General features: G+C 44.3%; 22 protein-coding genes. 10 read left to right on the top strand and 12 right to left on the bottom strand.

Annotated features, from left to right (window positions below):
- The first annotated feature begins 100 nt into the window (after positions 1-100).
- The 3 genes from creD to Q0230_RS09620 all read left to right on the top strand — a co-directional run bounded on the left by creD (position 101) and on the right by Q0230_RS09620 (position 3,282).
- Positions 101-1,519 carry a cell envelope integrity protein CreD gene (gene creD, locus Q0230_RS09630; protein WP_298609767.1) on the top strand — a complete coding sequence of 473 codons (1,419 nt, stop codon included), beginning with the start codon at positions 101-103 and terminating at the stop codon, positions 1,517-1,519.
- Between the two features lie 107 nt (positions 1,520-1,626).
- Positions 1,627-2,385 (top strand): sialate O-acetylesterase, encoded by a 759-nt coding sequence (locus Q0230_RS09625; RefSeq protein WP_298609766.1) that lies wholly within the window; start codon positions 1,627-1,629, stop codon positions 2,383-2,385.
- A gap of 9 nt (positions 2,386-2,394) precedes the next feature.
- Positions 2,395-3,282, top strand: a complete 888-nt coding sequence (locus Q0230_RS09620) for an AEC family transporter (RefSeq protein ID WP_298609765.1) — start codon at positions 2,395-2,397, stop codon at positions 3,280-3,282.
- Between the two features lie 12 nt (positions 3,283-3,294).
- Here the strand turns inward: Q0230_RS09620 and Q0230_RS09615 are convergent, their stop codons facing one another.
- The 8 genes from Q0230_RS09615 to lexA all read right to left on the bottom strand — a co-directional run bounded on the left by Q0230_RS09615 (position 3,295) and on the right by lexA (position 11,267).
- Positions 3,295-3,855, bottom strand: coding sequence for a hypothetical protein (locus Q0230_RS09615; RefSeq protein ID WP_298609764.1), 561 nt, complete (start codon positions 3,853-3,855; stop codon positions 3,295-3,297).
- Between the two features lie 237 nt (positions 3,856-4,092).
- The gene (locus Q0230_RS09610) at positions 4,093-4,479 is read right to left on the bottom strand and encodes a hypothetical protein (protein WP_298609763.1); all 387 of its coding nucleotides are present in this window, start codon (positions 4,477-4,479) and stop codon (positions 4,093-4,095) included.
- 48 nt (positions 4,480-4,527) lie between these two features.
- The gene (locus Q0230_RS09605) at positions 4,528-5,523 is read right to left on the bottom strand and encodes an adenosine kinase (protein WP_298609762.1); all 996 of its coding nucleotides are present in this window, start codon (positions 5,521-5,523) and stop codon (positions 4,528-4,530) included.
- A 431-nt stretch (positions 5,524-5,954) separates the two neighbouring features.
- Positions 5,955-6,593, bottom strand: a complete 639-nt coding sequence (locus tag Q0230_RS09600) for an alpha/beta hydrolase (protein WP_298609761.1) — start codon at positions 6,591-6,593, stop codon at positions 5,955-5,957.
- A 6-nt stretch (positions 6,594-6,599) separates the two neighbouring features.
- A complete protein-coding gene (locus Q0230_RS09595) occupies positions 6,600-8,537 on the bottom strand; it encodes a FimV/HubP family polar landmark protein (RefSeq protein ID WP_298609760.1) in 1,938 nt (645 codons plus the stop codon).
- A gap of 154 nt (positions 8,538-8,691) precedes the next feature.
- Entirely contained in the window at positions 8,692-10,098 is a 1,407-nt protein-coding gene (locus Q0230_RS09590; protein ID WP_298609758.1) for a hypothetical protein, read from the bottom strand.
- 79 nt (positions 10,099-10,177) lie between these two features.
- A complete protein-coding gene (locus Q0230_RS09585) occupies positions 10,178-10,537 on the bottom strand; it encodes a hypothetical protein (protein ID WP_298609757.1) in 360 nt (119 codons plus the stop codon).
- Between the two features lie 118 nt (positions 10,538-10,655).
- Entirely contained in the window at positions 10,656-11,267 is a 612-nt protein-coding gene (gene lexA, locus Q0230_RS09580) for a transcriptional repressor LexA (RefSeq protein WP_298609756.1), read from the bottom strand.
- Between the two features lie 212 nt (positions 11,268-11,479).
- On the opposite strand from lexA, the gene Q0230_RS09575 reads away from it, so the two are divergent.
- The 3 genes from Q0230_RS09575 to Q0230_RS09565 all read left to right on the top strand — a co-directional run bounded on the left by Q0230_RS09575 (position 11,480) and on the right by Q0230_RS09565 (position 14,211).
- Positions 11,480-12,928: an ATP-binding protein gene (locus tag Q0230_RS09575; RefSeq protein WP_298609755.1), complete on the top strand. Its 1,449-nt coding sequence runs from the start codon at positions 11,480-11,482 to the stop codon at positions 12,926-12,928.
- Positions 12,921-13,616 carry a response regulator gene (locus Q0230_RS09570; protein WP_298609754.1) on the top strand — a complete coding sequence of 232 codons (696 nt, stop codon included), beginning with the start codon at positions 12,921-12,923 and terminating at the stop codon, positions 13,614-13,616. Before Q0230_RS09575 ends, Q0230_RS09570 begins: the two co-directional genes overlap by 8 nt.
- A gap of 67 nt (positions 13,617-13,683) precedes the next feature.
- A complete protein-coding gene (locus Q0230_RS09565; protein WP_298609753.1) occupies positions 13,684-14,211 on the top strand; it encodes a disulfide bond formation protein B in 528 nt (175 codons plus the stop codon).
- Here Q0230_RS09565 and Q0230_RS09560 read toward each other — a convergent pair.
- Positions 14,201-14,743, bottom strand: a complete 543-nt coding sequence (locus tag Q0230_RS09560) for a DUF924 family protein (protein ID WP_298609751.1) — start codon at positions 14,741-14,743, stop codon at positions 14,201-14,203. The genes Q0230_RS09565 and Q0230_RS09560 overlap by 11 nt on opposite strands.
- A gap of 114 nt (positions 14,744-14,857) precedes the next feature.
- Between Q0230_RS09560 and Q0230_RS09555 the strand changes: the two genes are divergently transcribed.
- Positions 14,858-15,526, top strand: a complete 669-nt coding sequence (locus Q0230_RS09555) for a glutathione S-transferase family protein (protein ID WP_298609750.1) — start codon at positions 14,858-14,860, stop codon at positions 15,524-15,526.
- Between the two features lie 28 nt (positions 15,527-15,554).
- Here the strand turns inward: Q0230_RS09555 and Q0230_RS09550 are convergent, their stop codons facing one another.
- Complete coding sequence (locus tag Q0230_RS09550; protein ID WP_298609749.1) at positions 15,555-16,286, bottom strand: helix-turn-helix transcriptional regulator; 732 nt, start codon at positions 16,284-16,286, stop codon at positions 15,555-15,557.
- 127 nt (positions 16,287-16,413) lie between these two features.
- On the opposite strand from Q0230_RS09550, the gene Q0230_RS09545 reads away from it, so the two are divergent.
- The 3 genes from Q0230_RS09545 (at position 16,414) to sodC (ending at position 19,469) form a co-directional block, all read left to right on the top strand.
- Positions 16,414-17,148 (top strand): phosphoadenylyl-sulfate reductase, encoded by a 735-nt coding sequence (locus Q0230_RS09545; protein WP_298609748.1) that lies wholly within the window; start codon positions 16,414-16,416, stop codon positions 17,146-17,148.
- Positions 17,148-18,860, top strand: coding sequence for an NADPH-dependent assimilatory sulfite reductase hemoprotein subunit (locus Q0230_RS09540; protein WP_298609747.1), 1,713 nt, complete (start codon positions 17,148-17,150; stop codon positions 18,858-18,860). The genes Q0230_RS09545 and Q0230_RS09540 overlap by 1 nt, the downstream gene beginning before the upstream one ends.
- Before the next feature lie 108 nt (positions 18,861-18,968).
- Positions 18,969-19,469, top strand: a complete 501-nt coding sequence (gene sodC, locus Q0230_RS09535; protein ID WP_367274133.1) for a superoxide dismutase [Cu-Zn] SodC — start codon at positions 18,969-18,971, stop codon at positions 19,467-19,469.
- 62 nt (positions 19,470-19,531) lie between these two features.
- On the opposite strand, the gene Q0230_RS09530 is transcribed toward sodC, so the two are convergent.
- The gene (locus Q0230_RS09530) at positions 19,532-20,518 is read right to left on the bottom strand and encodes an SH3 domain-containing protein (protein WP_298609745.1); all 987 of its coding nucleotides are present in this window, start codon (positions 20,516-20,518) and stop codon (positions 19,532-19,534) included.
- A 33-nt stretch (positions 20,519-20,551) separates the two neighbouring features.
- The gene (locus Q0230_RS09525; RefSeq protein ID WP_298609744.1) at positions 20,552-20,944 is read right to left on the bottom strand and encodes an endonuclease domain-containing protein; all 393 of its coding nucleotides are present in this window, start codon (positions 20,942-20,944) and stop codon (positions 20,552-20,554) included.
- Between the last annotated feature and the right edge of the window lie 21 nt (positions 20,945-20,965).

Below are 20,965 nucleotides of genomic sequence, written 5' to 3'. Positions count from 1 at the left end.
ACAGGTTTTGCAAACCCTTGCGCATAAATTCCAAATTCTTTCACCCTAATTTTGCATGGTCATTGCTTAAGATTTTCAGCAATGCATAAGGAGTTTAATCATGCAAAACTACCGTTTAGCCTTAAAATTATTCACTCTGTTTATACTAATTATTCTACTTTTTATTCCACAAGCTTCGTTGATGGGCTTAGTGAGTGAACGTGCCAGTTGGCGCTCTGAGGCCTATAGCAGCATTGAGCAAAGCTGGCCGGGTTCTCAAGTGCTAGCAGGCCCGGTGCTCGTAGTGCCTTATACCCTCACCGTGAATTTAAAAGAAACCATCACTGAAAAAGATGGTGCTACGCGGGAAGTCGTGAAAGCACAAACGGTTGAGAATCGCTTGATTATGATTCCCAAACAATTAGAGATGCAAAGTAAACTGGATAGTGAAACTCGCTATCGCGGGATTTATGCCGTGCCGATTTACAATAGCAGCCTACAAGTATCAGGGCGCTTTGAAACCCAAGCTCTAGTTGATTTAATTAATGAACATAAAAACGATCAGCTGCAATTATACAGCCCCTATGTATCGGTATTGGTGCGTGATCAACGCGGTATTGCCGCGCCCCCTGAACTCATTTGGAATCAACAAAAACTCGCCTTTAATCCTGGCACTAATCTACCGAATGCGGCGGCTGGTATGCATGCAAAAATTCCTGACTTTAGCACTATGCCTGCGCAACAATTTCAATTTAATTTTGATCTGCAATTACGTGGGATGAGTGCGATGAGTTTTGCCATGTTGGCGGAAAACTCAGATGTACGCTTAGTCGCAGATTGGGCACACCCTAAATTCAGTGGCGAATTACTGCCTGAAGAGCGTGCTATCAATGCTCAAGGTTTTACTGCTCATTGGCGCGCCTCTTCGTTCTCTTACAATGTGAATGCAGCCTTAGAGCAATGTCGGGCGAATCAATGTGATGCGCTCATGAGTCGTTCCGTGGGTTTCGAGTTATTACAGCCGGTGGATATGTATCAGCAATCCGAGCGTAGTATTAAATACGCCGTGTTATTTATTCTACTGACCTTTACAGTGTTGATTATGTTCGAGTTATTGAAGAAATTACGTATTCACCCGATTCAATATTTCTTAGTAGGCTTAGCTTTAACCGTATTTTATCTCTTGCTGATTTCTCTGTCTGAGCATATTGATTTTGCTTGGGCTTATTTAATCGCCGCTTTAGCCAGTACCAGTTTATTAACCCTATATTTCGGTGCGATCTTACATAACCGCAACTTAGGTCTGTTGTTAGGTGGTGGTTTATTGAGTTTATATGCTGTGCTTTATGTGATTCTTCAGGCTGAAGATAATGCACTCTTAATGGGGAGCTTACTGATCTTCGCAGTCTTAGCCGCTCTAATGCTCTCTACTCGCCACCTCGATTGGTATGCCTTAACGGCTAATGCTTTACCGCAACCGAAACGAACCGTGGTAGAACCAGAGGAACAATTGGAACAGCTGGATGAGTCCGTCAACTAAGCTCACTGCATGACTCTAATCTTTACTAGCTTGGCGACCTGCGGGTCGCCTTTTTTTGGTGTAAGCTTGGCACGGTAATCGTTGCATTTTTCATTGAGGAACTATTAATGCGCTTAACAGGGATGCTGCTTTCAGTTGTATTATTCAGCCTAACCAGCCTGAGTCATGCTGAAGACCGAATTTATTTATTGGCTGGACAATCGAATATGATGGGGAAAGGTAAAATTTCGGAAATTCCCGCCAGCTATCGGCAGACTCCAACAAATGTAAAATTCTATTATCAAGGCCGTGAAAAAGGCTTAGGGCAATTTGCCTATTTTGGCCCAGAAATTGGTTTTGCTCACGAAATTGCCCGTGCTTTTCCCAATGATCGCCATATTATTATTAAACAAGCCGCGACCGGCAGCACCATTGAGCGCTGGTTGCCAGGGCAGGCTTTATATAAAGGCTTATTGCGCCAAGTGGGATTTTCCTTACCAGAGGATCATGATAAGAAAATTGACGCTATTGTGTGGATGCAAGGCGAAAGCGATGCACGCAGCGCCAATTTGGCTGGGCAATATGGCGGCCGTTTAAATCGTCTCATTCAAGCTTTACGTAATGACCTTAATTCACCGAATAGTCTATTTATTCTTGGCCAGATCAATCCTGAAGATTTAGCCTTTTCAAAAGTTGCCCAAGTACAAGCTAGCCAGCGCCAAGCTCAGCAGGCGAGTGGTAATACCATTTTGGTATCTACCGAGGGTTTAGGCAAAATGTATGACCATGTACATTACAATGCGCAAGGGCAATTAGAGTTGGGTAAGCGTTTTGCCAAAGCCTATATTGAGCAAGCGCGTAAACGTAATCAACTCGCAAGTCGTTAAACCAATTCTATGCTTGAAGCCGTTTTACGCATCATCGGAATTATTTTTCCAGTCTTTGCTTGTGCTGGTTTAGGGGCTTATTACGGCTGGCGTTTCCGTCCGGATATGTCCGTGGTGAATAAGCTAAATATGGAGATCTTCGCGCCCTTTTTAGTCTTCTGGGCGCTAATGGATAAGCCCTTTGATTTCAGCGGTTATTGGGGTTTAGCTGTGGGTGGTTTGGCAGTAGTGCTCGGTTCAGGCTTATTACTGTTACCCATTGCCTTAGTCTTTAAAATCAATCTGAAAACCTTTTTGCCGCCGATGATGTTCAATAATTCCGGCAATATGGGTATTCCGCTGATTCTATTTGCCTTTGGTGAAGATATGCTCCAAGCGGCGGTAGTGCTCTTCATCATTGAAATGCTGCTGCATTTTACGTTGGGCTTATACCTGCTGGATCATAAAACCAACCCCTTGCAGCTACTAAAAATGCCGATGATTATTGCAGCGCTTGCAGGTTTGATTATGAGTTCTCTACACATTAGTTTACCGATGCCCTTAGCGAATACTTTGAAACTACTCGGGCAGGTTTCGATTCCATTATTACTGTTTTCTTTAGGTGTGCGCTTATTAGATGTCAGTTTAAAAGACTGGAAATTAGGTGTATTTGGTGCGATTGCAGGCCCTGCAGCTGGCTTAATTTCAGCCTTCGTCTTGCTGCCATTTTTACAATTAGACGCATTGGAAACTGGGGTGTTATTGGTGTTTGCTGCTTTACCTCCTGCCGTGCTGAATGTGTTAGTTGCTGAACAATATCAACAGGAGCCGGAGCGGGTGGCCTCGCTGGTCATGCTAGGTAATTTGGGTAGTTTAGTTATTATCCCCGCTACCCTGTGGTTTGCCCTAAAAACTTAATGTGTGAGTGTCCTAAACTGCCGTAAGCACGCGAATTGTTACAGGCATACGTTCACCATCCGCTAAAATCAATAAACCCCTGATCGAACCACGCGTGCTATCTAAATAGAGATGACGTGCAACCACCTGATTACCTTCATAAAACACAGGCTTCACGGTGTCATCGTATTGGATAGCAATTACTGCCGAAGGATAATCTTTGGCTTCACCCAATAGGATCAGATCCTTGTTAGGAAAAGGATTTTCTGGATCAACGAGGCGTGGCATGCGATCTGCAATACCGCGTACTTCACGTGGCTGCCCTGCAGTGCTAATCGGTTTATAAAAGCGTTGTGTAGCATACTCTGGCTTACTGCTTTTATTTTGATTCTCGTCCTCGCGCCCGACGATCTGTTGTAGGAAATTACCAACTAAACGTGCCATTTGCTGATATAACGTTTTTGGCAGCTCAAAGTTGACAAAGCGGTCAGCATGGCGCTTTAAATCGCGTTGGCTATATTGGTTAGTTTCTACTGGCTCAATCGTACTAGCACGATTAGTACGTATTTGCCCATTTTGAATTGGCGTGAACATTTGGTCTTTCCCTTTACCCCAATAAAATCCCGAAATGTTTTTCTTAGGATTCATCATCTTAGATTGCTTAAAAAAAGCCGAGCTTAGGGAGGACAAGTGCAAAGGTCTGCCCGATAAAATTAGTAATATTTTTAAGGGTAGAGAAGCGTTTATCGTGGGTTCAGGTAATGTGCTTAAGGCTTAAGCAAAAGCTGTTTTTGAAATAGCAAGTTGAACTAGTTACAAGTTGTTTGAAAGTTATTCAATTTTGGGCGTGATGTTGATTTGTCGCTCAGCTTCAATAAGCTGTTGAAGAGTTTGCCAATCATGGCGGATACTTTTCGGTAGACCAAACTTAAACCACGGTTTCTGGTTAATACGGCGGGTCAGTTGTAGTTCTAATGCGTCCTTATCATAAGCATCACCTGGCCACGCAAAGATTGAAAGATCGGCCTTTAATACAGGGGTAACTTCATAGCGCAAAATAGCTTCAAGCTCAGGGAGTGAATAAGGGGATTCCGCCAAAGTTTTAGCAACGGTTTCAACATCATCCTTATATTCACTCTGAAGAAATAACTGAGACATTGCAAACCAAACAGGTCTACGAGTTTCAATGATTGAGGCAAGTTCTAAGTGCTTGTTCATCGAATTAAGCGCTCCATGAAAAAGTCATACAGCGCTTATGCCAGTATGTCAAATGGTTTTTAACAAGTCCTGGTGGACTTGCTTGGTCAAGCGCGCCCCATACACTTGAATAATTTGGGCAGCCGCTTTACTCGCTAAATCACCTGCTTGCGCATCACTTAAGCCTTGGGTAAGTCCATACAAAAATGCGCCAGCAAACATATCACCAGCACCATTGGTATCTAAAGGTTTCACCTTTTGCGCGGCAATTTTGACTTCACTATCGGCATTGACTACTAAAGCACCCTCACTACCTAAAGTGATCACGAGTTTATGTGTTAGTGGTTTCAGTGCTTGAATTGCAGCGGGTAGCGTGGTTTGCCCCGTAAAGGCAAAGGCCTCTTCTTCATTGCAGAATAAAACATCGACCCCTTCGCCCAGCATTTCTACTAAACCCGATTTGAAATAGGTTGCCATTGACGGGTCAGAAAAGGTCATTGCCATTTTCACCCCGTGTTGTTTGGCAACTTTACGCGCTGCTAAGACAGCCGCACGAGAGGTATCTGAGGTAACTAAATAGCCTTCCACATAAAGATATTTAGATTGTTTTAATTCTTCATAATGTAATTCAGCAGCAGAAAAATCACTGGTAATCCCTAAATAGGTATTCATGGTGCGCTCTGCATCAGGCGTGACCATCACCATACATTTACCCGTTTTACCTTCAGAACTACAACGCACTTGATCTAAGCGTGTATCAACGCCTGCTGCATGTAAATCATGCATATAGAACTCGCCAAATTCATCATTAGCGACTTTGCAGGCATAAAAGGTTTTACCACCAAATTGACTGACTGCCACAATGCTATTCGCTGCAGAACCACCACCTGCGCGCTTTTTTAAGCCAAAGCTTTGTTTAAGACTGGCTAATAAGTGATTATGACGCTCTTCATCAATTAAGGTCATTAAGCCTTTTTCAATACCTTCAGCTGTTAAAAAAGCATCGGTCACTTCAAATTCTTTATCGACTAGCGCATTGCCAATACCGTAGACGTCGTATTTCATGGGTGTACTTTAAGCTAAAAAAGATGGGAGGCACTTGTACCGTATTCATCACCAATTTTCTAGATGAAGACGACAGATCCGTTTATTTTAGAAGTAAAGAGACGATTGACCAAAACAAAATATAAAGGGTATGAACGTAGTTCTACTCACTTATCGACAGACTTATCCACAGGTTTATGCACAAAGCTTTAATCTTTAGCTAAATAGTTTTCTAATAAGAAGTGGAATAAGCTTTGCAAAATATCTGCTAATTTGAAGTTTATAGCCCTAAAACTACCATTTATCGGTAAAAACCTACCAAAAATCTCATGTAATCTTGCGGCTGGATAAACATACTACATCTAGTGGTTCAAAAAAAGCTTGACCACAATGAGCAAGCTTAGGACTTATCCACAGCAAAAAAAGACTTGACAGCTTTTGGAGTGACTGAATTAGTGTTGAGGAGAAAACTGACCCGTACGGATAAAATGCAAGCACTCTTGTGCCACCTGTTTAGAAAACAGCATGCTGCTATGCGAGACAGGCAAAATGCGATGCGCTGTTTGTGCAGGATGGTAAGTTTCTGAAAGCGCTACGACCCCATCATTCACTTCGGCAATACCACCGAAGATTCTTCCAACACCAATCGGATTAGTGCCTGCAAGCGCGCCCCATTCATGCTGCAATAAAGTTTCGGGTAAACCTTGTCCATCTAAACCGCCTTCAAAGCTGAGTCCTATCAGTGGGCGAAACCAACGATATTTAGCCAAACGATGCGCGATTAAACTGCCCTTAGCTGGAGTACCTAAAGTGACTAAGCGCCCAGGTGGTAATTCGGCATGACAAGTGAGCATTTGCAAAGCCACAATCCCGCCTAAACTATGTGCAACAATATGCAAGCGTTCAGTGGGCAAGGCATACCGCTGAACAGCTTGATAAACGAGGCTGACATTATGAGCCGAATTTGAGCTAATCGAATGATAGATCGGTGTGACTACTTCATAACCGGCATTAGTGAATTGCTGCTTTAGCCAACGCATAGCCCAAGGATGCAACCAAAGGCCATGCAGTAAGAGAATTTTCTCAGTCATCTATTGTTAAAATTTTATCTCTGGGGTTGAATCAAGGTCAGGATCCTTTTTCTCCACCACTGTAGCTGTACTTGTACTAGCTGCTGAGGACTGATTTTCCTCTAAACGCCGCCGCATCCGTTCGGCGACTCGTGCTTCTTCTTCTTCCAAGCGCCGCATTTCCCGTTGCTGGACAAAAGCACGCCAAACCATCGCTAAAATAAATAATAAAGAAAGCAAAGCTACTGCCAAGGCTAAAGGTGAAACCCCACGTAATGGCGCAGAAGAGTTTGTGCTAGCTCCAGTACTACCTTGGTTGCCAGATTGGGCGAGCATTTGTGAAACCGGTACTGAACTAGAGGTTTTCACATCATTCGTAGGTTCTAAATTAGCTGCAGTTTGAGTACCGCTAGGTGCTTTAATTTCGGAGCCTGTTTCGCTACTGGCAGTTGCTGGTGACTTGCTCGCAGCACCAGCGATTCCAGTGTCAGCATTAGTTTTAGCTTCTGCGGTTTTACTAGCAGAGTCATTCGGTTTAGTGTCTTCTGCGGGTTTAACTCCAGTGGTTTTGTCTTCTGGTTTAGCCGATTTTTCAGTTGATTCGCTAGGTTTAGGTGCGTCAGTGCTAGGTTTATTTTCTGGCTTAGTCGTTTCTGTTGAGGCTGCAGTTTCAACTTTGGTGACTTCGTTAGGTTTAGTGGCAGTTTTGGTGGCTTCCGTACTCGGTTTAACGCCTTCAGTTTTAGATGCTTCAGTTGCTGGCTGATCAGTAGCGTTTTCGGGTTTAGCTGTTGGGGTAGTGCTAGGTACTGCAGCTGCTAGCGTTTGTGGCTCAGTGCTCGGTTTAGACGTGTTAGGCTCAGTCGCTTGATTAGAACTCGTATTCGGATTAGCCGTTGTAGTGGTTTCAGAGCTAGGCTTAGCCTCTGTACTAGGCGTAGCCGGTTTAGTCTCAGGCGTTGGCGTTTTGCTTTCATCTGCCCAGACCGACTTAGCGGTAGGTTCTTTATTTTCAGTGGTAGTTGTACTTGCTGGAGTGCTAGGAGCTTCAGCTTTAGTAGCAGTCTCACTAGGCTTAGCAGCGTTTTTATTGGCCTCAGCCGCTGCTTTAGGGTCAGCTGTGCCTGCAATGGTAGCTGTTGAAGCCTCAACCGTCGTGAGTTTTAATTCCGATTTGCCCGCTGAGCTTGGAGAGTTAGGCACACTAGCAGGGCTTACTTCTTTGAGTTTGTCAAACAGACGCATATTGTCTGCATGTTGTGCCTTAATCGTTTCGCTCGCATTTTTTAGAGAAGCTTGTAGCGTTTTAATGTGATTGTCTTTCTGATCAAGCACACTAGTTAATTCTTGCAACTCGATCTTAAGTTTTTTGACTTGTGCGTCTAGTTGTGGATTAGGCTTACCCTGTGATTGTTTAGCTTGTAGCGATTTAAGTTCGCTCGTCAGCTCTTGGTTTTTAGCCTCAGCAATTTGTAATTGGGCCTGTAAGCGAGCTAAGCGGCGCGTGGCATTGCGTGGAATAGTTGTGTAAGTAGGGGTTTTAGCAGCGGTTTTTACGACTGTTGGCTTGGAACGTTTAGTGACTGCACGTTCTTTAAGCTTTGGGACAGGCGGTGGCTCGGAGCGCGGCAAATCCACCCCACGTTTCCAAAAATGATTATGCTTTCTAGCTTCGCGTAAAGCCGCTAGGCGTTTATAGCGGCGTGCTTCAGCTGAGCTTGGAGCTTTAAGTGACACACCTTTCATTAAAGAATTAATATTGTTGCTAGCAAAGGCTTGAGGGTTTTTGTAATAAAGTGCCAGCATGGTTTGCTGCACTGTAGCTGTATTATCAGGTCGTAGCCGATCAGCAATCGTCCAAAGGGTATCCTGATCTTTTACGGGACCATAAGAACGCGGGGCGGCGTCAACAGTACAGGATAATGCTAGCCCTAAGAGCATTATCGGCAGAGTGTGCTTTAACATAAGCGCGGCAAGTCCATTCATTAGCTATTCTGTATCATTGGTTTATAGCTGATTATACAGAGGAATGCAGCCTGATATTTGATAAACCCAGTGGAATTCCAGCCAGAGCCTGCTGAGTGGCAGCAAGTTCTGGCAAAGTAAGGAAGGGGGAGGGTTAGATGGCGGCTTTATTTAAGAGCATTGCTTCAGCATAACGTGGGGCTAACACATATTTAGGTTTGCCCACCCCGCCTTCAGCATTCAATTCAACCACTGTTTCTTGTTCAAGCGTGCGCAAAATAGTCTCAGCAATTTCTTGGCGCTGTGGTTTGCCCATCAATGAGGCTTTAATTCCCATGCGTTCACCTTTTTCACGGATAATTTCACCTACAGCCTCAGTGACTGGGCGAATGGTCGGTTTCAGCTCACCATTCAAAATTCGATTGCGCACATCGGTATAAATAATCTTAAAGAAACGCTTTTGGGTCATATCGGCTATTTTGTTTTCCTCCGTTTCTACGCCTTCCAATTTTTGCGAGTTTTCAGTGGGCATCGTGACAGTCATACGCGCATTGCGATCAGGTGAGACCCAATCTAAATACTCATTACGCAATTGATTCGCATGATCTTGGGGGATGTTGCCACCACTTGCTAATTGAGCTGCCAAAGGAATCCCATCCGGTGCATTAATAAGCTCCCCATGTGAATCCCGTCCTAGAGACAATAAAGCAGCACGGTGATCCGCTACATAAGTTCCTACAAAATGGAAAGCATATTCAAAGGTACCAATAATAATCACTGAGAATAAAAAGGAAGCCCAAATGCCAGTCACGCCCAAAAAGTCTTTAATTAAACGAATCATGGCATAATGTTTATCTTCATCATATTCTAATTGCTTGGCTTGACTAATTGCACTGCTTAATAAGCTAGAGCGTGTTTGGTCTTGCATGACCACTTGATGATTATAAGATTCTAATTTGCGCTCATAATCAGCAATGCGTTTGTCCAAAGTTTTATGTGAGTATTTAACGGCTTCATGATTAGCCGTTTTCTGTGCTTTTAAATCTTGCCAGTAAGCTAATTGAGCACGCGTATCTGCTAAAGCACGTTGCTCATTAGAAATACTCGAGGCGTTACTGGCTAAGGTAGTGATACTGCCTACTGCAGCTTGGAACACCGCTGAGTTTTCAGAACGATGCCGCACGGTCGCATCCTCACGCTCCATCGATTGTGAAATTTCAGAGAATAGACCGAAGAAAACCACAATAAAGGTAGCGATAATCGCGGCTGGGCCTTTATAGCCAGAGGCATATAAAAAGGCTTGAGCAGCGGTTATAACCGCAGTAATACCTAAGCCCAAACAGGCATTTAACCATTGTTCTGAGGTCCAAGCCTCAGGGGTCATATCGCCACCTACAAAGTATTTCACCACGAAAAAAGCAGATGCTAAAAATGCAGCGACCGCTGCCATAAATAACCATAATTCAGCTTTGCGTAAATCGCGTAATAAATCACGAAGGGATTTACTACGTGCAATATAGCTTGGCCGATCAAATTTGGTTTTTACCTTTGAATCAGTCATAATTAATCTCCTGTCGAATCTTCCCAAATGACACAGGATCAGGTGTGGAGAGAGTTGCCGCTTTCTTCACACCTTTCGTTTACATCCAGCCCGCTAGCAGTAGCAAGACCCCTAAAAACCATAATAAATGTTTATCAGAGCGCATACTGTAAGAAGCGAAAATGGCAGCAATTAATCCCAAACCAATAAAAATATTGGGCAAATGCAACATAGCTGTTGTGGTATTAATAATTTTATCCATCCCGGGTAGCATAACGAGTAATAGCCAAACACCTAAAGCCCAAGCCACTAAAACCCAGCGAATAACGCCCCAAGCTTCTTTTAAATCTAATTGGCTTTTAATTTCCTCTGAATGGTCATTAAGAATTAAATCACTTGTTGACTGATGCAAGGCAGGTTTTAAGTGAGTTGGAGGTTTTAAATTATCTTTAATAGCCATGTTGTAACTCCTGTTATTAATATCTTCTTAAAAAAAAGGCAGCGGTATACGCTGCCTATAATCACCCTAGTGGTTGGTCTAGGGATCAGGGCATAAGATTAAATGCGGTGATTTAGGCTTAATAGCTACGGAATAAACCGACCATTTTGCCTTGTACCTGTACGCTACTTGCCGGATAAACCATCGGCTGCATATTGCTATTTTCTGGATGCAGCTCAACCCGTCCATCAGCTAGATAAAAAATTCGTTTTAACGTCGCACCATCACCTTCCACATAAGCGACTACAATATCGTTGTTAGTAGCGATTTCAGCATGTTGAATCACTACATAATCACCATCCATAACACCAATATCCCGCATCGATTCGCCTTGTACTTTTAAGGCATAGCGATTAGGACCGAGGAATAATTCATTTGGGCTAATTTCATTTTTATCTAAAGCCTCAATCGGTTTACCCGCAGCGATTTTTCCTAATAACTGTAGGCTGCTATGAATAGGTTCAGGTTCTGCAGTCCAATGAGCAGGGATGCTATAAGCACGCTTGCCTTCCGAAGCCTCCTCCAGATAACCCAAACTAATCAAACTCTGCACATGTTGGTGAACAGTACTGCGGGTATTAATACCCGCTTGGTTGCCAATCTGATCAAGTGTGGGAGCATAGCCATTGAGTTCAAATAGCGAGCGTATTGTTTGTAAAATCTCCTGTTGCCTGCGTGTTAACTTTGACATATCCCGTCCTTCCCATTATAAACCGAACCAAACACGAACTAAATATACGAACTAATGACGAACTTTGCCAATTAAAATTTCTTAGTAGTTATTCGTTTTTTGTTCGCTTTTTCCGATGAGTGGCATATTTACTAGCAATTCTGACGGTAGTTTTAGCAAGATAGTCGTCGAAGCTCCATTTTTCCTACGCATTTAGCCCTTATGATAAGCCGATGAAAATGACCATCTTCTCCAAACTCTTGCTCACTATTCTTACCACTGCCTTCGTAGTGATTTTATTCATGATGTTTTTCATGAATTGGAGCTTTCGTACTGGCTTTGCGGATTATCAATATCGCAATGATTTAGAGCGCGCTAATCGCTTAACTGAGCGTTTGGTGGAGTATTGGGAGGAGCAACATAGTTGGAATGCTTTGCGCTTAGACCGACGTAATTGGTCAGGTTTGCTTGCAGAAATAGGCGAGGGACGCTTTGCCCGTAGAGCAGAGCGTTTTGGTGAGGATCATCGGGGACACAATCGGCAAAATAATGATCAACCTCCTCCTCCCAATCAAAGCCTTGGTGGACGTTTACGTTTATTGGATAAGAGCGGAGCGGTGATTATGGGTGTGCCGGTATTACGGCCTGAAGAGAAAACAACCAATTTAGCCATCACTGTTGAGCAGCAAACCGTCGGTTGGCTGCAAATTATTCAACGCCCGCTGATAACAGATCAAGTCGCGGAAACGTTTCGTCAGCAGCAAGCCAATAATGCGTATTTAATTGCTTTGTTTGCGGTGGGCTTATCTTTGTTAATTGCGCTAATCGCCGCCCGTCAATTTGTACGTCCGGTAAAACGGTTGATGCAGGGTGCAAAAACCTTAAGTGAGGGGCATTACAGTACGCAAATTCCTGTCAGTTCTAGTGATGAGTTAGGCGATTTAGCACAGCGTTTTAATCAACTGGCAGAATCTTTACAGCGGCATCAAGAGCTGCGTGCGCAATGGATTGCGGATATTTCCCACGAATTGCGTACACCTTTAGCGGTGTTACGCAGCGAGATTGAAGCGCTTCAGGATGGGATTCGTAGCCCCACTCCTGAACGGATTCGCTCCTTGCATGCTGAGGTACTGTCTTTAGGTAAATTGGTGGATGATTTACATCAGTTATCGATGTCCGATGCCGGTGAATTAGAGCGCTCAGAGTTGGAGGTGTTGGAGGTAAATGAAGTACTGCAAGACTTGATTCAAAGCAGCAGTACGCGTCTTGCCAGTAAGGGGTTGCGTCTGGAGTCACAATTGCAACCGCAGCCTCTATGCATACAAGCGGATTATAAAAGCCTGCGCCAAGTATTTGCGAATCTGCTAGAAAATAGTTATCGCTATACTGATACACCGGGGCGCGTGGTGCTGCGCAGCCAACAAAAAGGCAATAAAGCGGTGTTGATTGTACAAGACAGCGCGCCGGGTGTGCCTGATGCTGCTTTGCCGCGGTTGTTTGATCGTTTGTTTAGAGTAGATAAATCCCGTAGTCGCGCTTTAGGTGGTTCTGGGTTGGGACTATCAATTTGTAAAAATATTGTGGAAGGTTTGGGGGGGCAGATTTATGCACAGCACTCGCCTTTAGGGGGCTTAGCGGTGTATGTTGAATTTCCTCTAGCCGATGTAAATAAGCATGGATAAGCAAAAAAGCATTCTGATTGTAGAAGATGAACCCAAGCTCGCTGAAGTCTTGCAAGAATATTTGCAGCAATCGGGTTTCAATGTAGCTTGGCTCGCGAATGGTTTAGAAGTAGTGGCTTGGGTGCGCGAACAGCAGCCGGATTTAATCATTCTGGATTTAATGCTCCCCGGCAAAGATGGTTTACAGATTTTCCGTGAGGTTCGCCAATTCACTGACACCCCGATCATTATGGCTACCGCTAAAGTCGATGAAATTGATCGTTTAGTGGGTTTGGAGTTGGGCGCGGATGATTATGTATGTAAGCCGTATAGCCCGCGTGAATTAGTGGTGCGAGTGAAAAATATTCTGCGGCGTGCAGCGTTGCCCACCCGTGAATTCTTAGTCGAAAGCGGCATTGAGATTGATGCCGAACGTATGGAAGCGCGTGTTAATGGGCAAGCTTTGGTGCTGACGCCAGTTGAGTTTCGGTTATTGCAACAGTTTGTTAACAACCCCGGTAAGGTTTACTCACGTAATCATCTTTTAGATCATTTGTATAATGATCATCGAATTGTTACGGATCGGGCAGTTGATAGCCATATTAAAAATCTGCGTCGTAAGCTCGAAGCGGCTATTCCTGAGAAAGAAGTGATTCGTTCTATATATGGGGTGGGCTATAAGTTTGATCCCACAGGCATAGACAATTAAAACAAAAGCGGCAAAGATGCGCCGTTGCGAACAAAAACTATCAAAACTACTAAGGATTGTATTTTAAATGCTAGAAAGACTTGCGCGCTGGAATCGCTCTGCTGGGTTTTGGCTTATCTTAATTGTATTGTGTATTGTGCTCGAAGGCGCTGCTCTGGTTTACCAATATGCCTTTTATTACGACCCCTGTGTGCTTTGCGTGCATATTCGCGCGTGGATTTTGGGGATTCTCGTAGCCTCCCTACTGGGTCTCATCCTACGAACTAAGCGTGTGGGTTTAATTATCTCGAACCTATTAGTACTACTTTGTTCGCTGGGTTTTGTCGAGCGCTCTTACCGGACTTTAGGCACTGAAATGGGGTTTTTGGATGGTGCTTGTTCAATGAATCCGAATTTCCCAAGCTTCTTAGCGCTGAATAAATGGCTACCCAGCGTGTTTGAGCCACTGACTTCTTGTGGCTATACCCCGTGGGTCATCCCGCAAATCTTATCTATGGCTCAAACTTTAATGGTACTTTCAGTGGTGATGGCCTTAGGTATGTTAGTCATGTTGATTAGCAGTTTGCGCCGCCCCGCTGATAGCTTTAACCTTTAAACGCTTCTTTTGAATTTAAGTACTCTAGTTCGGCTGGAGTACTTACCCGCCCTAAAGCTGCATTCCGATGCGGAAACCGTCCAAAGCGCTGTACAATCCCCCGATGATGTTCTGCAAAACGCGCATTTTCCACCAAACCCGCTGCGCTAAATAAGCGTACCGATTCATCCTGATCGGCTAAATGTTCACTATGCATTAAGGGCATATATAAAAACATCACGCGCTCAGGCGGCAATTGCTGATCAAAGCCTTGTTCAAGCGCATGTTTAGTGATTGCGACCGCTTGCTGCTCGGTTGAAAAACTGCGTGCTTCACCGCGATACATATTCAATGGAAATTGATCCAGTACAATACACAGGGCTAAGCAGCCTTCTGCAGTTGCTTTCCACGTATCCAGCTTGCCCGCTTTTGCTTCAGCCCAAGTGCTCTCGAAACGTTCACGAATCTCTGCATCAAGCGCAGATGTGGAATTAAACCAGTGCTGTGGCATTGGCGGCGTATACCAAAAATCTAAAATATCCTGAATCTGCATGCTTTAGCTCCAAAACTTTTTCTTGATAGGGACATTATAGACGTACTAGTTCAGTCTCTATAATAAGCCGATTTTCCATCAGCCCACTGGGCTTTTATTTTTAGGAGTGTATTCATGTCTAATTCTAATAAATTGCAACTCATCAGTTTTAAAGTCTGCCCCTTCGCCCAACGGGCGGCGATTGCCCTACAAGAAAAAAAAGTCGCTTATGAAACTGAATATTTAGTACCGGGGGAGGATCAACCCGAATGGTTCAAGCAGATTTCACCCTTAGGTAAAGTGCCAGTATTAGTGGTGGATGGAACGCCAGTCTTTGAGTCAGCTGTGATTCTTGAATACCTCGATGAAGTCTATGCACCGCAATTGCATCCTGCAGATCCTTTAGCCAAAGCGCGTCAACGGGCTTGGATGGAAGTGGCTTCTGAATTATTCGGTAAGCAATATTTAATGGTCACTTCTAAAGAACAAGCCGGTTTTGAAACTGCTAAACAGGACTTACAAGCAGGATTAGAGCGCGTAGCTAAGGCTTTAAGTACCGAAGAGCCTTTCTTTAATGGCAGTCAGTTTGCGCTGGTGGATGTAGCTTTTGCGCCTTTATTTGTGCGCTTAGACATCCTTGAGCAAGTCTTTAAATTGAATTTGCACATTAGTCCACGCATTGAAGCTTGGCGTAGCGCTTTATTAGCCAAAGACTCAGTGAAAAATTCGGTAGTTACGAATTTTGAAGAGGTCTTCATGATGTTTGTGAAGAAGTCGGATGGGTATTTAGTCAACAAGCTCTAATTGATCTTGCTGGCAGAAGTGAGTCGACTCACTTCTGCTTAAACAAACGCTCATAATCCCAATCCCGCAAGCCAATCAACAGCGTAGAGCCTTTACGCTCCCCAATCGGCAAGCTTGAATCATCTTTGCTCATCGCATCAAACTCTTTGGCAAGTTGCGCCATTTTGCGCTGGAAGAGTTGATTGGAGGTGTCACTGAGCATCCCATTCATGACGACTAGTTTTTCGCCGCGTTTACTGAAGTTGGTACGAAAATACTCACTTTCGATCTTAGCGCGGAACAAATTCATAATCGGGCCGTTTTCCCGCCATTTAAAATTGGGCGCGGTCAGGAGCTTAATCCGATTGCCAGGTTGTAGCTCAATAATATGCAAGCGATCTAAATGCGCTAGATAACGAATACATTGCGCTTCAGTGAAACGGTAATGTTTGAGAATATCTTTTAAAGTCCAACGATTGAGTACACAAACGGTAATCATCATCAGATTCAAATCGTCCGCGATTTCTTTTTCTTGTGCTTGACTGAGTTCGCTAATGGTATGAATTTGTTCAGAACTCATTTCGCGCACTAGGTCGGAAATTTCCAAATCCATCAGAGCGCAAATGCTATCCAGACGTTGCAAAGATAAATTCTGCTCAGAAAACAAGCGTTTAACGCTAGCTTCCGATAACTCTAAGCAGGCTGCGACTTCAGCATAGGTTTTATTATGCCGCTTGAGCAGTTTCTTGAGCATTTCAATCAGTTCAGTGGTTTGCGCCATCTTTTGCTACCTTTAGCCAGCTTAGAGTTTTTAATTATTTTAGAGATATAAATATCGAAATATATCACTTTTTTAGATGTTTAATCTCGCCGATACTGCCGCCATTCGACTAGATAGAAGTAAAATCATGACACAACATGACGAACAATTACATGCACTGGAGAGCGCTTACACCCACTTCGCTTTAGACGAAGCTTTGCGGGATTTACGCGATCATTTCAGTGGGCGCATTGCCTTTTCCACCAGCCTTGGCTTGGAAGATCAGGTGATTACCGATGCCATTTTCCGCAATCATCTCGATGTGGATGTCTTCACTTTAGATACGGGGCGTAATTTTAAGGAAACTTACGATACCCTCGCTGAAACGGTGAAACATTATGGCAAACCAATTCGTGCCATGTATCCGCAAACGGAAGCGCTTGAGCGTTATGTGACTGCGAATGGTATTAATGCATTTTACGAATCAGTCGAACTACGCAAAGAATGTTGCAATATCCGCAAGATTGAGCCACTAAATCGTGCTTTAGCGGGCGCGGAAGTGTGGATTACGGGTGTACGCGCTGCCCAATCGGACTTTCGGGCGAATATGAAGTTTTTCGAATGGGATCAGCAACGCGGTTTAGTGAAATTCAATCCCTTATTGAATTGGAAAACCAAAGATTTATGGGCTTATGTGAAAGAGCATCAAGTGCCTTATAACAAATTGCATGATCAGCATTTCCCCAGTATCGGTTGCGCACCTTGTACGCGCTCCATTTCGGTGGGTGAAGATGAGCGTGCCGGTCGTTGGTGGTGGGAAAGCTATAACCAAGAATGCGGCTTACATGATGGAACAGTTAGTAAAATAAGGAGTGTTGCCTAATGACTGCACCCATCCCTAAAGAGTGGAATGTTGTCGTACCCAATGGTTCGGCTGTGGAGCATATTAAGGATCGTAGCGATTATCTACGTGGCAATTTAGTGGAGGATTTTCTCAATCCGATTACGGCTGCGGTCAGTGAAGATAATGTGCAGTTGGTGAAATTCCACGGCTTTTATCAGCAAGATGATCGTGATGTACGTTTGCAGCGCCAAGATAAAAAACTTGAGCCTGCGCATTCTTTCATGATTCGTTTGCGTGTGCCGGGCGGTGAATTAAGTGCTGAGCAATGGCAAAAAATGGATGCGATTAGTGATACTTACGGGAATCACACCATGCGCATTACGACCCGCCAAGCTTTGCAGTTCCACGGCATTATCAAATTTGAGATGAAGAAAACCATCCAAGCGATGCATGCAGCCGCCTTGGATAGTATTTCCGGGTGTGGTGATGTAAATCGTAATGTGATGTGTACACCTGATCCGAGCCTCTCGCCCTTGAGTGCGGAGATTTTCCCGTATGCACAAAAGCTTAGTGATCATTTACTGCCGCGCTCACGTGCTTATCATGAAATTTGGCTGGATGAGCCAGCGGGTAAACGTTTAGTCGCGGGTGGCGAAGCAGAAGAAGTTGAGCCTTTATACGGCAAACATTATCTACCGCGTAAATTCAAAATCGCGATTACCATTCCGCCGTATAACGACATGGATGTGTATGCGAATGATATTGGCCTGATTGCGATTGCTGAGAATGGCAAATTGCAGGGCTTCAATGTGGCCGTCGGTGGTGGTTTGGGGCTGACCTTCGGGCGCGAAGATACTTATGCACGCTTAGCTTCGGTGATTGGTTTCTGCACACCTGATCAAGTCTTGGAGGTCTGTTATCACATTGTGGGTATCCAGCGGGATTTTGGTAATCGTCAAGATCGTAAATTGTCGCGTTTTAAATACACGCTTGATAAATACGGTTTAGATTGGTTCAAACAAGAATTGAATACTCGTTTGGGCTTTGATTTAGCAGCTGTGCGCCCGTTTGAATTCACCACCACCGGGGATCGTTTTGGCTGGAGTGAAACCACCGACGGTTTATGGCATTTAGGTTTGCGTTTGGAATATGGGCGTATTCTGGATACTGATACACAGAAATTGAAAACGGCCTTGTTGGAAATTGCGCGTTCAAACCTGTGCAGTTTCCGCATGACGGGTAATCAGAATCTGGTGTTGGTGAAGGTAAAGCCTAAAGATAAAGTACTGATTGAAGGCGCTTTAAAGAAATATGGCTATCAAGCCGATGCGAGTCATCTGTCGGGTTTACGGCGTAATTCGATTGCTTGTGTGGCTTTAAGCACTTGCCCACAAGCGATGGCTGAAGCAGAACGCTATTTACCGACCTTGATCACTAAACTTGAAGCGTCTTTGGATAAATACAATCTACGCCAAGAAGACATCAAAATCCGCATGACAGGTTGCCCGAATGGTTGTGGGCGCTCAGTATTAGGCGAGATTGGTTTAATTGGTAAATCGCCCGGGCGCTATAACTTGTATTTGGGTGCGAGCTTCAATGGTGATCGTTTGAATACTTTGTACCGCGAAAATCAGGATGAAAAAGCTATTCTGAGTACACTGGATGGCTTATTTGCGTCCTTTGCAAGCACACGGCGCCATCAAGAAAGCTTTGGTGATTTTGTCCAACGTACGGTGATTGCTGCTGCTTAATCCCTCACGAAAAGCTAGCTTGGATTGACAAACTAGCTTTTGCCCACTACATACAAGCTTTTAGCGTTTGGAGATTGCTGCGTGAAAGCTTTATTTCAGTCTAGTTTATTGGGTTGTTTATTAGTGCTCAGCACTGCAAGTATGGCAGCGGATTTAACCGTCACCATGAATGCGGTTGATGATAAAGGCATTGCCGGCGAGCTAGGACAAGTTGTGATTAGCGAAACGCCTTATGGTGTAGTCTTTACCCCGAATTTAGCGGGTTTACCTGCCGGTTTACATGGTTTTCATGTACATGAAAATCCAAGCTGTGAGCCTAAAGAAAAAGACGGCAAGATGACGGCAGCCTTAGCTGCAGGTGGGCATTATGATCCAACCAAAACGGGCAAACATGGTTTACCTTGGGGCGACGGTCATTTAGGGGATTTGCCAGCGCTTTATGTGGATAGTGAGGGTAAGGCAACGAACCCAGTCTTAGCGCCCCGTTTAAAACTCGCTGATTTAAGCGGGCGTGCTTTAATGATTCATGCGGGTGGGGATAATCATGCGGATCATCCAGCCGCTTTGGGTGGTGGTGGTGCGCGGATGGTGTGCGGTGTGATTAAATAACCTGTACAGCGATTCTTTCTTGAGCCTTCCCTCAAGCAGAGGGAAGGTTACGGAACTCAACTTTATTTACCAAGAGCTTTAATTTTTTTCAAATATTGCTTGGTCTGTTCTAAATTTGGGCTAGACCCTAAGGGAGCGAGGATTTTATCCCACAGGGCAAAGTCGATTTCTTTAATATTTTCTTTTTGCTGGGGTGCTTCCTTGAGCATAAATTCTAAATCTTGATTGATTTCTTTCAAAGCTAGAGTCACGTACTGCCCTTTAGGATAGCGCTTAAGGTATTCACCTTGAGTAATTTGCATTCGATAAGACACGCAGTCTACAAAGCCCTCACATTCCCCGCCTAAGGCGGCATGGGCGGCTTGCCATGCAATGACATCACCGATTTGAGCTTGTTTATAATGATCTGCTAGCTTCCAAAAGATGCGTGTGTCGACGTAATAGCCGCCTGCTAATTCGTGATAAAACACTTGGTTGCCCAAAGACTTAATCCAAGGTGCATACGGTGGTTTCTTTTCCTGATTGATGGGAATGGCAAATAGACCTTGCTGTACAGCTTGTAGATAAGCGAGTTGTAAATCACCTGCTAAATCAACTGTTTTTGCTTTACTAGCTGCTTGTTGGGCAAATTGACTGACTTCGAGAGCATCATTGAAATTGAGTGTGCCAGTATCTGCAAGTCGGTCGGCTTTACCTAGTTTGCTGCGAATCAGCTGTACGGCAATTCTATCGGGATTTTGCGCATCATAGTCTTGCAGCAAACCACCAAATACCCAACCTTTGACTGGGGTATTCACGCTATACCAATAGTCCTTTTTAGCGCCAATTGTGGATTGGGCGGGCGAGCGCTGCTGAGTCACAAGCACAGTGCCAAAGGGTAACTTGCCTACTTCAGCCGCTGACACGGTAGGATTAGCACGTACACGGACTCCAGTTCCAGTAATGATTTTTGGTGTTTGATAGGCTGTATTTGTTTCGGCATAACTGGGTGTGAGCTGAGCAGCTAAACAAAAAACCAACACGCTTAAAACTTTGAAAATGAACCTCATTTGATAACCCTCGCTGATGGTTGAAGCTTATTATTAACATAGACTGCCGGGGCCTGCTTGTCTGGATTGGATTAGCTCTAAAAGGTGTAAGCGAAGCTCGGGTAGTTGAGATAGAACTTGCTTATTAGTATATCGAATGACTTGTAAACCGTAGGCATTGAGGATGCGTGTTCGCTCATAGTCATACTCTATTTGATTGGCATGGCTGCTGCCATCAATTTCAATGACTAAGCCTAAAGCAGAACAATAAAAGTCCACGATATAGCCATCAATGGGTTTCTGGCGTAGAAACTTGAAGTCCGCTAATTGACGGTTGCGCAGCAGTTTTGACCAGATCAGTGCTTCAGCGGGTGTAGGCTGTTTGCGGTTAGCTCGGGCTAGTGGAACAAGGGTAGATTTATAGGGTTGGTAGCAGTTGTCTTTCATCGGGCAAGCTTAGACAGCTCT

The organism is uncultured Thiothrix sp. (assembly GCF_937876535.1).
Taxonomy (GTDB): domain Bacteria; phylum Pseudomonadota; class Gammaproteobacteria; order Thiotrichales; family Thiotrichaceae; genus Thiolinea.
The sequence above is the reverse complement of the archived record's forward strand: the minus strand, read 5'-3'. Positions and strand labels throughout refer to the sequence as shown.

Bases quoted from the DNA above. Each gene is read 5' to 3' on its own strand.
- creD (WP_298609767.1), top strand. From the start codon at position 101: ATGCAAAACTACCGTTTAGCCTTAAAATTATTCACTCTGTTTATACTA.
- Q0230_RS09625 (WP_298609766.1), top strand. From the start codon at position 1,627: ATGCGCTTAACAGGGATGCTGCTTTCAGTTGTATTATTCAGCCTAACC.
- Q0230_RS09620 (WP_298609765.1), top strand. From the start codon at position 2,395: ATGCTTGAAGCCGTTTTACGCATCATCGGAATTATTTTTCCAGTCTTT.
- Q0230_RS09615 (WP_298609764.1), bottom strand. From the start codon at position 3,855: ATGTTCACGCCAATTCAAAATGGGCAAATACGTACTAATCGTGCTAGT.
- Q0230_RS09610 (WP_298609763.1), bottom strand. From the start codon at position 4,479: ATGAACAAGCACTTAGAACTTGCCTCAATCATTGAAACTCGTAGACCT.
- Q0230_RS09605 (WP_298609762.1), bottom strand. From the start codon at position 5,523: ATGAAATACGACGTCTACGGTATTGGCAATGCGCTAGTCGATAAAGAA.
- Q0230_RS09600 (WP_298609761.1), bottom strand. From the start codon at position 6,593: ATGACTGAGAAAATTCTCTTACTGCATGGCCTTTGGTTGCATCCTTGG.
- Q0230_RS09595 (WP_298609760.1), bottom strand. From the start codon at position 8,537: ATGTTAAAGCACACTCTGCCGATAATGCTCTTAGGGCTAGCATTATCC.
- Q0230_RS09590 (WP_298609758.1), bottom strand. From the start codon at position 10,098: ATGACTGATTCAAAGGTAAAAACCAAATTTGATCGGCCAAGCTATATT.
- Q0230_RS09585 (WP_298609757.1), bottom strand. From the start codon at position 10,537: ATGGCTATTAAAGATAATTTAAAACCTCCAACTCACTTAAAACCTGCC.
- lexA (WP_298609756.1), bottom strand. From the start codon at position 11,267: ATGTCAAAGTTAACACGCAGGCAACAGGAGATTTTACAAACAATACGC.
- Q0230_RS09575 (WP_298609755.1), top strand. From the start codon at position 11,480: ATGAAAATGACCATCTTCTCCAAACTCTTGCTCACTATTCTTACCACT.
- Q0230_RS09570 (WP_298609754.1), top strand. From the start codon at position 12,921: ATGGATAAGCAAAAAAGCATTCTGATTGTAGAAGATGAACCCAAGCTC.
- Q0230_RS09565 (WP_298609753.1), top strand. From the start codon at position 13,684: ATGCTAGAAAGACTTGCGCGCTGGAATCGCTCTGCTGGGTTTTGGCTT.
- Q0230_RS09560 (WP_298609751.1), bottom strand. From the start codon at position 14,743: ATGCAGATTCAGGATATTTTAGATTTTTGGTATACGCCGCCAATGCCA.
- Q0230_RS09555 (WP_298609750.1), top strand. From the start codon at position 14,858: ATGTCTAATTCTAATAAATTGCAACTCATCAGTTTTAAAGTCTGCCCC.
- Q0230_RS09550 (WP_298609749.1), bottom strand. From the start codon at position 16,286: ATGGCGCAAACCACTGAACTGATTGAAATGCTCAAGAAACTGCTCAAG.
- Q0230_RS09545 (WP_298609748.1), top strand. From the start codon at position 16,414: ATGACACAACATGACGAACAATTACATGCACTGGAGAGCGCTTACACC.
- Q0230_RS09540 (WP_298609747.1), top strand. From the start codon at position 17,148: ATGACTGCACCCATCCCTAAAGAGTGGAATGTTGTCGTACCCAATGGT.
- Q0230_RS09530 (WP_298609745.1), bottom strand. From the start codon at position 20,518: ATGAGGTTCATTTTCAAAGTTTTAAGCGTGTTGGTTTTTTGTTTAGCT.
- Q0230_RS09525 (WP_298609744.1), bottom strand. From the start codon at position 20,944: ATGAAAGACAACTGCTACCAACCCTATAAATCTACCCTTGTTCCACTA.